Source organism: Streptomyces albospinus, assembly GCF_014648695.1.
Lineage (GTDB): Bacteria > Actinomycetota > Actinomycetes > Streptomycetales > Streptomycetaceae > Streptomyces > Streptomyces albospinus.
The window spans coordinates 71,835-72,256 of sequence record NZ_BMRP01000033.1 but is presented as its reverse complement, the minus strand read 5'-3'; the positions used below and the strand labels follow the sequence as shown (position 1 = coordinate 72,256).

Below are 422 nucleotides of genomic sequence, written 5' to 3'. Positions count from 1 at the left end.
TCAGCGTCAGGCAGCTGCCGCGCCGCCGCCGTTCTTGTTGACCAGACGGGGCAGGACACGGAAGCCCACACCGCCGACGATCATCGTGGCCGCACCGATGATCAGGAAGGTGGTGCCGGACGAACCGGTCTCCGCCAGCTGGCCGCCCTTGGCCTGCTGCTTGGCCTGACCCGGGGTGTCGACGACCTGCTCCTTGCCCTGGCCGGGCTGCTCGACCGGCTTGGAGCCCTGGTTGTCGGTGCCGGTGCCGGTGCTGTCGCCGCCGGTGGAGCTGGTGCCACCGGAGTGGCTGCCGCCGGTGGTGCTGCCGGTGGTGCCACCGGTGTTGCCGCCACCCGTGGTGCTGCCGGTGGTACCGCCGTTGTCACCGCCGGTGGTACCGCCGTTGTCGCCGCCAGTGGTACCGCCGTTGTCGCCGCCAG

1 pseudogene is annotated in these 422 nt (G+C 71.8%); it reads right to left on the bottom strand.

The features are described from left to right. Positions 1 to 6: 6 nt before the first annotated feature. Positions 7 to 422: pseudogene (locus tag IEZ17_RS43150) on the bottom strand (LPXTG cell wall anchor domain-containing protein); the annotation flags it as partial.